The sequence below is a fragment of the Natronomonas aquatica genome (assembly GCF_024449025.1).
Classification (GTDB): Archaea; Halobacteriota; Halobacteria; order Halobacteriales; family Haloarculaceae; genus Natronomonas; species Natronomonas aquatica.
The window spans coordinates 1-10,025 of record NZ_JAHLKM010000052.1 but is presented as its reverse complement, the minus strand read 5'-3'; the positions used below and the strand labels follow the sequence as shown (position 1 = coordinate 10,025).

The window sequence follows — 10,025 nt, the reverse complement described above, 5'->3', positions numbered from 1 at the left end:
TGTTGCCATCACCAACTACGAGCGAGGAAACGAACCGGGCTGCGAGAAGCTATGAGATGGATTCTATGACACGCTCTATCAAGATAAAAAACCGTTCGGGGGGCAGTCTGCTGGGCCGTCAACTGTGCTATCTCATCGGGATCGATACCCCCTGTAAGTCTAAAACCGAGATCCTCGGGATCGGTATCTTTCCCATCTGCAACAGTCCCCGGGATGTACACTGCGATATTCCCGATGAATGATCCGAGTGTGCTACACTACTAATCAGGGTTAACCAATATTGCTCTTACCGGAGAAAGCCTGTATCCCCCGGCGCACGCCGAGTTTAGTATACTCTTCTAACTGTATCGGTCACTGGCCGTTTTCTTTATGAAACTCAGAGCTGAGTATGAAATTTATTGACATTAGACGACGCACGGTGGGGATCCCCTGACGGATCAGCACTCCGATATGCTGAGCTGTCGTCCGCGCCGCAAAACAGCTGAGCTATTCGATAGAAACGATACCGTATCGGTGACCGAGTCGCGGCTCACACTGAGGGCTCCGAGTACGAAGCAACACTTATTCTCGAACACACTCACCTCCCAACGTTAGCGGATTCAGGGCACATCGCGTGGGATCGGCCTACCGATTGAATCTCGCAGGGACCGCAGTTTCCCGAGATCGGACCGCTGATCGAGTCGTTCCGGTCGCATTCCGATTCCCTACCGATTTAGTGGCTCCGAGCCCCCCGGCCTCTTTGTTGTATCTACTCACTGTGTCTTGCGTTAGCCCAGCCACCAGTTACCAGATAGATACTGCTGGTTCACTGTGTTCAGTAAGCCCGTCAACGCAGTCACACCCCGTCGGTGGGATACGTGTCAGGAAATACGAGAGTTCCCTACAGCTCGCCCTTCGTGCTCGGCGTATCGCTGCGGCGGTCGTCGATCCGGGTCGCGTCGTCGAGTCCGCGCGCGAGTGCCTTGAACAGCGCCTCGATCTCGTGGTGGGCGTTCTCGCCGTCGACGCTCGCGTGCAGCGTCAATCCGGCGTTCAGCGCCAGCGATTCGACGAAGTGCCGGGCCATGTCGCTCGTGAAGTCCCCGACGGTCGGCTGGGAGAAGGCCCCCTCGAAATAAAAGCGCGGCCGCCCCGAGACGTCGACGACGACCGCCGCGATGGCCTCGTCCAGCGGCACCCGACGGTCGGCGTACCGGGCGATCCCGCGTTTGTCGCCGAGCGCCTCCTCGAGTGCGCCGCCGAGCGTGATCGCGACGTCCTCGACGGTGTGGTGGTCGTCGATGTCGAGATCGCCGTCACACCGGACGGTGAGATCGAAGAGTCCGTGTTTCGCGAACGCCTCGAGCATGTGATCGAAGAAGCCCACGCCGGTCTCGACGGTGCTCTCGCCGTCGCCGTCGAGATCGAGCGTCACCTCGATTTCGGTCTCGGCCGTCGTACGAGTTCGGGCCGCCGTTCGGTCCGTCATACCTGTACGTTTATGCGGCAGTATATGTAGGTGCTGCTCCCGTGGGAGGAACCACTTCGTAGTGAGCTACCCTACCCTACTCGCTCGTCACCGTGATGATTCGCCCCTCGCGGAGCGTCGGCGAGTCGGCCGAACGTCCGGCCTCCTTTCCGACCCGTATCGATGCGTCTTGTCGGCAGCGTCACCGGGTCGTGCGCAACGCCGTCGTACCGGTCTGTTGTGTCCGGACGGAAGATCCGTGACCGGCTGTCTCCGTCTCGCTACCGTCCGCGATCCCCACCGACCCGATCGACGGTCGTGTTTTACCTCCCGCCGACGAAGGGCGGAACATGTCCCTCGAAGAGACACTGCGGGACGATCCCGAGACGGTCGCGTCGATAATCGATCACACGAACGTCGACCCGACGGCTACCGAAGCTGAAATCCGAAAGCTGTGTACAGAGGTCCGCGAGTACGGCTTCTGTTCGGCCGTCGTCGTTCCGTACCACGCACAGCTCGCCGACGAACTGGTCGGCGACGGGGCGAACGTCGTCGCGGTCGTCGGGTTCCCGTACGGGATTCAAAACTCGGCGGCGAAACGGGCCGAGATCGAGTCGCTCACCGGGTCCGTCGACGAATTCGACATGGTGATGAACCGGACCGCGTTCGCAAACGACGACGAGGAGACGGTCATCGAGGACGTCAAAGCGGCGACGGAAGCGGCCGGTGACCGGACGCTGAAGTGTATCATCGAGTCGCCTACTCTCTCGGAGTCGGAGATTCAGCGGGCGGCCGCACTCGTCGAGGCGGGCGGAGCCGACTTCGTCAAGACGGCTGTCGGGTACGACGGACCGACCGATCCCGCCGAAATCGGGGCGATCCGGAACGGCATCGAGGGCGACACCGGAATCAAAGCCTCCGGCGGGATCGGGAGTTTCGAGGAAGCCCTCGAGATGGTCTCGGCGGGCGCGAGCCGGATCGGTGCCTCCTCCGGGGTCGAAATATACGAATCGACCCAGTAGAGAGGCGTTCCCGGCGGGTCGGAACTCCCGAAGGGATAGTAGTGTCGCGGATCGAACGGGCGAGTATGAGTGCCGACTGGAAAGCCGCAATTCGAAACGACCGGGCGGCGAAAGACGAACACTTCCGGACGGACCCCCACTCGCCGATCCCGTCGGACGAACGGGACGGCTTCGATGGTCTGGCGTACTATCGCATCAACGGATCGCACCGCTTCGAACTCGACGTTGATGAGTACGACGACAAGGAGCCGGTAACGGTCGGGACGAGCACCGGCGGCGAGAAAGCCTACGGGGGGAACGATGCCGATCACTGAGCCGTTCGAGGAGCACACCGACCGGTACGAGGACTGGTTCGAGGCCTACGACCACGCCTACCAGTCCGAACTGCGGGCACTCGAACGGCTCGTTCCGGACGCCCCCGACGGCGTCGAGATCGGGGTCGGGACCGGGCGGTTTGCGGCCCCGCTCGGGATCCGGACCGGGATCGATCCGGCACCGGAGATGCTTCAGCGCGCGGCCGAACGGGGTATCGCGGTCGCGCGAGGCGTCGCCGAGGCGCTCCCGATCGCCGACGGGGCGTTCGGAACTGCGCTCCTCGTCACGACGGTCTGTTTCGTCGACGATCTCGATCGGACGCTCGAAGAGGCCCGAAGGGTGCTCAGGCCGGACGGCCGGCTCGTCGTCGGCTACATCGACAGGGAGAGTCCCCTCGGCGAGCGGTATCAAGAGCGGAAAGACGAGAACCCGTTCTATCGGGACGCGACGTTTCACTCGACGGCGGAGCTCGTCGACGCGCTCGAGGCGGCCGGGTTCGATGACTTCGAGTTTACCCAGACGGTGTTTCGCATGCCCGAAGAGCTGACCGAACCGGACCGTGTCGACGACGGCTACGGCGAGGGCTCGTTCGTCGGAATCAGCGCCCGCCGGTAAACGGAGCGACGGGTCGCCGCCGCTCGACCCGGTCGCTACCCGTAGCTTTTATACCCCCGTCCGATCACCGCGTCCCGTCGAATACTGGCTCTCACTCGGCCCCGGTGGAGACGTCGCGTTCGGCCCCGAACTCCTCGCATGGATCGCAGTCGCGGGTTTCTCCACATGCTGGGTATGTTGGGGTTGTACGACTCCGTTTCGTGGTGGGATCACGTCACCACACTGTCTCGGCGGCGCTCGTCGCGACACTCGTCTATACGGGCGCACACACCTACGACTGCTACCGCTCGGCTCTCAACACTCGGACGTCTACGCGTTCACGCTCGACGACCGGGACGTCATGTTCGTCAGAAACCCCGCCGTCACGGAATGGACGCTCGCGGATCTGCGCCGGGTCGGCGACCCCTCTGCGGTGTTCGGCGGCGACGCCGTCTGCTGTAGCAACTGGGACTCGATCCCCGGTCTGGAGGGGGCCTTCCGTCGGCTGTGCGAGACGGATCTCCCCCGCGTCCCGTTCGTTTTCGATCCGGGCGATGGCCGAACCGCTCTCGGCGTCCACCGAGGGGATACCGACCGATCCGCCGCGATCCGGGAGGCTGCCGGCAGTACGGCGGCGGTCATGCACGCCAGAGACTAGGCCGCCGCCGCGACGAGTGCGGGTGCGAGGCGGGTCGAGAACTACCGGATCGACCGTCCCGAACGCCACACCGGGGTCGGCTCCCGAGCCGCCGCTTCGGTGCGGTTTTATTCGCTCCCCGCGTCGATACGTGACGATGACACGCTACTTCGAGGACTTCGAGGTCGGCGACGTCTACGAACCGGACGGCCGATACGAGGTCACGGAGGCGGAGGTACTCGAGTTCGCCGAGCGGTACGATCCCCAGCCGTTTCACCTCGACAAGGAGGCTGCCGAGGAGTCGATCTTCGGCTCGCTCGCGGCCTCGGGGTGGCACACCGCCTCGATGTGCATGCGGCTGCTCGTCGACGGCCTTCTCGATGAGGCGTCGATGGGCGCCAGAGGGGTCGAGGAACTCCGGTGGAACCGCCCCGTATATCCCGGTGATACGCTCCGGATCGAGGTCGAAGTGCTCGACAAGCGGCCCTCCGAGAGCCGCCCGGAAATCGGACACGTCCGGACGAAACTCGTCGGCTACAATCAAAACGACGAGGCGGTGATCGAGTGGGTCGCACTCGGGATGTTCCGTCGGCGGAACGGGGACAAATAGGGATCGATGGCTCTGTTGAAATTCTTGAGCGGTGATAAATTTCAGCGAGCATGCTGAATACAACGCGCGTATCTTGCACAGGGTTATCTCCAGACTTGATTAGATCGGATCGGTCGATACAGGGGTCTCACGTACCGATCTACCCGTTGAATTTTTCACTGTCAGCTAAGGACGCTATACAGGTTACAGAAAATCCATTCATCATACTTCACCGTGAGGTGTATACCTCAATAGAACTGAATCAGAAATATTGGTAAATCGACCGTCAGTAGAGAAATTTACTTATAATATGCAATTATATGGAGATATATAGATATATTTTGTTCTATATGGCGTTATTTAATGAAAATCTCCAGTAAATTTATACTCAGTACACCGCAAAAACCAGTATGCGAGATGTGAGCAGACGGACTGCTCTCCGGACTATCACCGCATCGACTGCAGGGTTTGCTCTGGCAGGAATGGTCCCAACAGCGAGCGCAAGCAAACACGAGCCACCGAGCGCAGACGAGGTAACTGTTGAAGATGAAAACGTAGAGTACGTTGAAGAAGATCCAGATGCTGGTTTCAATTACCCTTATTTCCTGTACACACCCTCATCATTCAGTAGTGATGAAGAATCACCTAAACCTATTTTCGTTGGACCGAACAATTCACCCTCCAGTGAAGACGACTATACTATGCACCTTGAGCATGCTAAGGAATCTACGCTAGGAGGTCGACCACGTCAAATTGCTGAACGGCTCAACGTCCCGCTTCTTGTTCCCGTTTTTCCTCGGTATCGAGACAACCCTGAACGGTGGTATGTGTACGTCCAAGTTCTTGACCCTAGTACATTCAACATAGAGGATTCACCACTCCAGCGAGTCGATGTGCAACTCTTGGAGATGGTTAAGCATGCAACCGCTCGACTCGAAGGTAACGGGCATACAATCGCCTCGGAGATACACATCGATGGATTTTCAGCCAGCGGGACCTTCACGAACCGATTCACCATACTTTATCCGGAGCATGTGAACGCAGCGTCGCATGGCGGTACGACAGTGAAAACCCTCCCGAAAACTGAGCTGGATGAAGATGTCCCTGCCGTTGGAGATCCAAAATGGGAGCAGATGTCGTACCCCGCTGGTACTGAGGAAGGGGAACTACCGTATCCCATCGGGGTTGCCAATCTTGAGGAACTTACCGGATGCTCGTTCAACAGGGAGGCGTGGCTCAACACGCCGCAATACATCTATATCGGCAATGAGGACCGACCTGAACCAGGATCGAGTGGGCACCGAAGTTTTGCAAATCTACCGTCAGAAGATGTACAGAAAGTGCATCCAGACGACCGTCCTTACGGGATGCCAGACTTGATTGATGATATCTATGGAGTGGAAAATATCGAGGAACGCTTCGAGGTGAGTAGAGCCGCCTATGAGAACGTGGATGCAGCAGTGACGATCGCCGTCTACGACGGGTATGGACACACCCCGCGTCCGGCAATAAATGATCTGGTTGAATTCCACAGGAACAACATGCAGGACCTAGACGCCTCAGATTCCATAGAGATAGAATGTTCGGCTGGAGAAGGTGAAGAGTCGAGTACAGCTACCACCACTGAGACACCGAGTACAGCTGACAACACCACTGAAGCATCGAATACAGCCGACAACACCACTGGAGGGGCAAATGGGAATGACACGGTCCCGGATCCAACGGGCGATCAGGGTCCCGGATTTGGGGTTGTAGCGGCACTCAGCGCGATGGCTGGAGCTAGTTATATACTCAAACGCCGTTCGGAATCCGAAACATGATCTTCTACAGACAATATACGTAGAGTATGCGATTCGCATCTTGAATCTCGCACGGCTATCGGAACATCTTTTTGAATCGGCAGATCTCTCGGTGGTCAATACGCACGTTCCACAGAATGGCTGTATCGGAACGAAGTAGCTGGAATAAACTGTTGCCAAGTGCTCGATCCATCTTCTAAATGTTGCAGACGGATTGTGACAGCTGTTGAATAGATTGAATCGGGTCGCGCAAGATACAGTGCGCGTATCCGAGTGTCTGACGGTTTGGGTAGTGCCGATCGGTCAGTGCAGAGATTGTACCCTCAGTTATCAGTTTCTTCGAATTCGGCAGCGGGTGCGTTGCGTTTTACGCTCTCGATGGCATCCCACACGCCACTCCGGCTTGCATACCCTTCGCCACTGCTTGCGAGTACGTTCCCGTTCCGGTGGCGGAGCCGCCAGCGGTGCTCCTCGCCCTCGTCTACGTAGATCTCGAACGCCGCCTCGCCGACATCGATCAGATCAGCTTCAGGCATGAACGTCCGCACCCGTTCGACGGCCTTCTGCGCCCCATCGCGGGACTCGTACCCGCCGCTGTCGGCGATGACGTGGTCGAGGTTACCGTCGAAGCGCCAGCGAAACGACCCTGCCTCATCTTCGTACACTTCGATTTCCCGGGTCCCTATGTCCTCAAGAATCGCGTCGATAGCTGTGCGGACATCGGGTCGGGCCTCGTAGCCTTCGCCGCTGCCCGCGAGGATGTTGCCGTTTCGGTGGAGGAGCCGCCAGCGCCACTTGTTCGCCTCATCGCGGTAGACTTCAATGGCGGTCGGATCCGCATGAAGGTACTCGGCCGAGCCGACGGACTCTCGAATGCGCTTAACCGAATGCTCAGCGCCGCTACGCGACGCGTAGCCCTGCCCACCGTGGGCAATCATGTTACCATTATTGTGGCGGAGCCGCCAGCGATACTTGTCTCCCTCATCCTCGTATAGCTCGAACGTGGCCTGACTCTCGACTTCGTCGGCAAAAATGAACCCCTCACCGGATTCTGGCTCTGGGAGGTCTTCCTCGCTTTCGACGTGTAGAACCGTCGCGCCATGAGCGTCGCGCCGGACCGCTTGCATGGCACGCTGAGCGTCATCATGTGTGGCATGCCCTTCACTGCTGCTCGCTATGATTCCACCGTCCTGGTGTCGGAGCCGCCAGCGCCACGCCCCACCGCGGTCCTCGTAGAGTTCGAACTGGGACTCGCTTTCCCGGAGTTCGTTCAGGAGGACCGCGAGTTCAGCCTCATCGGCTTCCGTGTCAGACCGGGCTGTTTGCTGCTCGTCAACTTCGGTCTGAAATCCCGCGTTCTTTGATTCGGACTCCGAGAGGGCGTTCCGGAGTTGATCAATTTCGGATTGTAGAGCTTCCTCCCGTCCAACCGAGTCAGCTTCTGATTCCCGCTTCGCAGCGGCAGCGTTGTCTCTCGCAGCACGAGTGGCTTCTTCAGCGGTTTCCGCCCGTCGGTTCGAGGCGTCAAGGGCGGCGTCGCGGGGATCGGTCGCCAGCGGAACGACAGTTCCACCAATACCGATAATGGCGAGTCCGGCGACATACGACAGAATGACCGCCGGGTTACCCGTCGTCAATGACCAGCCTTCCGGGAAGACAATCAGGAACCACGCAACCGCTGCGACGGTGAGTGCCAGCCCGACTCCCACGAGGGTCGTCGCGGTCTTGCGGAGTGGGAAGCGCAGGACGGCCCCCGCCATCAGCAGGGCCGGTGCAAGTGCCGCGAGTGAATATCCAACCCCGCGGCTCATCGTGGCGGGGACCGTTATGGAGTACAGAATGAGTCCAATGAGCCCGAGAAATACGCCAACGAGGAACGCCCAGTAGCCCATCACCTCGTTCGTGTTAGTGGCGTCACCGATGCGATTCTCGTAGATCGATGTCAGCGGCCCATCCGCAGTTGACTGTGCCATAATAAAACAAGGGCGCATGTAAGCATATCCTGTGTCCATGACCAACCAAGTATAGTATAAAGCGTGTCAGAGAAAGGTTCTCGCAGGGATCGAACAGCAGTCAATAGAGAGAACACACGTACCGTCATGAGTGGCGACGTATATGAGATCCGTCAGAAGACCAGTGAAACATGTAGAGCATGTATTCATCAGGGTAGCTGTGTCGGCAGTAGAACTATTGCGTACCGGTTCCAGAAATAGATATGAGCGAACGGCAAGGGCGTCTCCTCGGTATCGTCGGTATCGTCCTGTCTATTCTGACGTTGGCCTATACGGTTCTCTGGTTCGCTGGAATCGTTTGAACTGTGCGACCGACTCGCGCTGTGTATTTAGCAGCGCTCACAGGATCTCCTTAGTTTCTGTCAATAGCGAGGTTCGAGAGACAGAGCATGTATTCAACACCGAGATGTCTGAGTGACTCAAGCGTATGTTTGAATCTTCAGGAGCTACTTAAGCACAGTTCGTTTATTTGCTGATATGCAACGCCGGACGTTCCTGTCCAGTATCGGTACGGGAACACTTTCACTCGCTGGCTGTGTTGACTCCCTTGGTTCCGACGATTCAAATGAGTCAACCAATCAGGATCAGGAGTCAATATCAACGAACGATCTTACGTTTGATGTAAGTATTGAGGAACACTTCACAGAGACTCACCCCGCACGGATTCATGTCACCTTAACCAATACACTGGAGACGCAAGTAATCCTCTCTACGGGTGCTACACCCCCGTTCACATCGTATGTGAGCGGGAGCAAATCGGATGAAACTCGGCTCGTACTCGTTCCAGATGTCTCCGAAGCCGAGAGTCCACTTGATTGGATAGGCGAGACGAACCCAATTCCAACTAGTGCCGAGAATGGATGCTGGAACGTGACCCAAGATGTGCAGATCGAAGAAATTGGAGCAGAAATAAAACTTGAGCAGGGAGAGAGCAGCAGCCAGCGGTACGACATATATGGGTATCAAAATGATTCATGTCCTTCTCCCGGCGCATATCCGTTCGAAGATACCCTAGGAGCTTTCCGCGGGCAGCTCTCAGATGACACGACCGAACACGAGGTAGCACTCGGATTCACGGTAACGCTTGACGAAGACCAGTCACTCTCGGTTGAGAAAGACGATCCAGCCGTCACAACAGCGGAAGACTGAGCGAGTGACTCAAACCATTCCGGTTATTGAAGTAGGTAATTCAGTCGAGTGCCCCCTCACGACGCACAAATCATGGGGAAACTGCTGTTGACTGCTAACTCTGTACTGACCGGTTCAAGTTGATAAAATCGTGTGCCGAACTGATGACCGATACGCGCATTCCATCTTGCATACCAGTATGGATACTACTCTTATCTGGTAGTTTCTTCATCGATCAATTCGCAGTTCTACTGGCTGGCTGAGACTGATTCTATGACACGCTGATAGTATATGATATCCACTCACAGCAGATCGATAATGAAAAGCGTCACTTGTTGTTGCAGCGTGTCTATGTGATGTTGCTGACCGTAATCAGCCGGTGGTGGATTCAGCCCGTTCCCGGGCCATGCGTCTTTAGCTAAGCGAAGAACCGCCTGATGGCAGTGGCTTATCGAGACATCTTTTCGAGAGGAGTGAGGAGG

10 protein-coding genes are annotated in these 10,025 nt (G+C 57.6%); 7 read left to right on the top strand and 3 right to left on the bottom strand.

Going from position 1 to position 10,025, the window contains the following annotated elements; all coding sequences use genetic code 11:
- Positions 1-880: 880 nt before the first annotated feature.
- Positions 881-1,468 (bottom strand): imidazoleglycerol-phosphate dehydratase HisB, encoded by a 588-nt coding sequence (gene hisB / locus KM295_RS16295; RefSeq protein ID WP_256031333.1) that lies wholly within the window; start codon positions 1,466-1,468, stop codon positions 881-883.
- 329 nt (positions 1,469-1,797) lie between these two features.
- On the opposite strand from hisB, the gene deoC reads away from it, so the two are divergent.
- The 6 genes from deoC (at position 1,798) to KM295_RS16265 (ending at position 6,424) form a co-directional block, all read left to right on the top strand.
- Positions 1,798-2,469, top strand: coding sequence for a deoxyribose-phosphate aldolase (gene deoC, locus KM295_RS16290; RefSeq protein ID WP_256031332.1), 672 nt, complete (start codon positions 1,798-1,800; stop codon positions 2,467-2,469).
- Positions 2,470-2,534: 65 nt separating this feature from the next.
- Complete coding sequence (locus KM295_RS16285) at positions 2,535-2,783, top strand: hypothetical protein (protein WP_256031331.1); 249 nt, start codon at positions 2,535-2,537, stop codon at positions 2,781-2,783.
- Positions 2,770-3,399: a class I SAM-dependent methyltransferase gene (locus tag KM295_RS16280; RefSeq protein WP_256031330.1), complete on the top strand. Its 630-nt coding sequence runs from the start codon at positions 2,770-2,772 to the stop codon at positions 3,397-3,399. The genes KM295_RS16285 and KM295_RS16280 overlap by 14 nt, the downstream gene beginning before the upstream one ends.
- Before the next feature lie 340 nt (positions 3,400-3,739).
- Positions 3,740-4,036, top strand: coding sequence for a hypothetical protein (locus tag KM295_RS16275; protein ID WP_256031326.1), 297 nt, complete (start codon positions 3,740-3,742; stop codon positions 4,034-4,036).
- 136 nt (positions 4,037-4,172) lie between these two features.
- Complete coding sequence (locus KM295_RS16270; protein ID WP_256031324.1) at positions 4,173-4,625, top strand: MaoC family dehydratase; 453 nt, start codon at positions 4,173-4,175, stop codon at positions 4,623-4,625.
- Positions 4,626-5,014: 389 nt separating this feature from the next.
- On the top strand, positions 5,015-6,424 hold the full coding sequence (locus KM295_RS16265) for a PGF-CTERM sorting domain-containing protein (protein WP_256031322.1): 1,410 nt from the start codon (positions 5,015-5,017) through the stop codon (positions 6,422-6,424).
- 302 nt (positions 6,425-6,726) lie between these two features.
- Here KM295_RS16265 and KM295_RS16260 read toward each other — a convergent pair whose 3' ends face one another.
- Positions 6,727-8,376: a DUF1508 domain-containing protein gene (locus KM295_RS16260; protein ID WP_256031319.1), complete on the bottom strand. Its 1,650-nt coding sequence runs from the start codon at positions 8,374-8,376 to the stop codon at positions 6,727-6,729.
- Positions 8,377-8,892: 516 nt separating this feature from the next.
- Here KM295_RS16260 and KM295_RS16255 point away from each other — a divergent pair.
- Positions 8,893-9,564: a DUF8130 domain-containing protein gene (locus KM295_RS16255; protein ID WP_256031316.1), complete on the top strand. Its 672-nt coding sequence runs from the start codon at positions 8,893-8,895 to the stop codon at positions 9,562-9,564.
- 281 nt (positions 9,565-9,845) lie between these two features.
- Here KM295_RS16255 and KM295_RS16250 read toward each other — a convergent pair.
- Positions 9,846-10,025: hypothetical protein (locus KM295_RS16250; RefSeq protein WP_256031315.1), on the bottom strand; the 180-nt coding region annotated here is incomplete at its 5' end.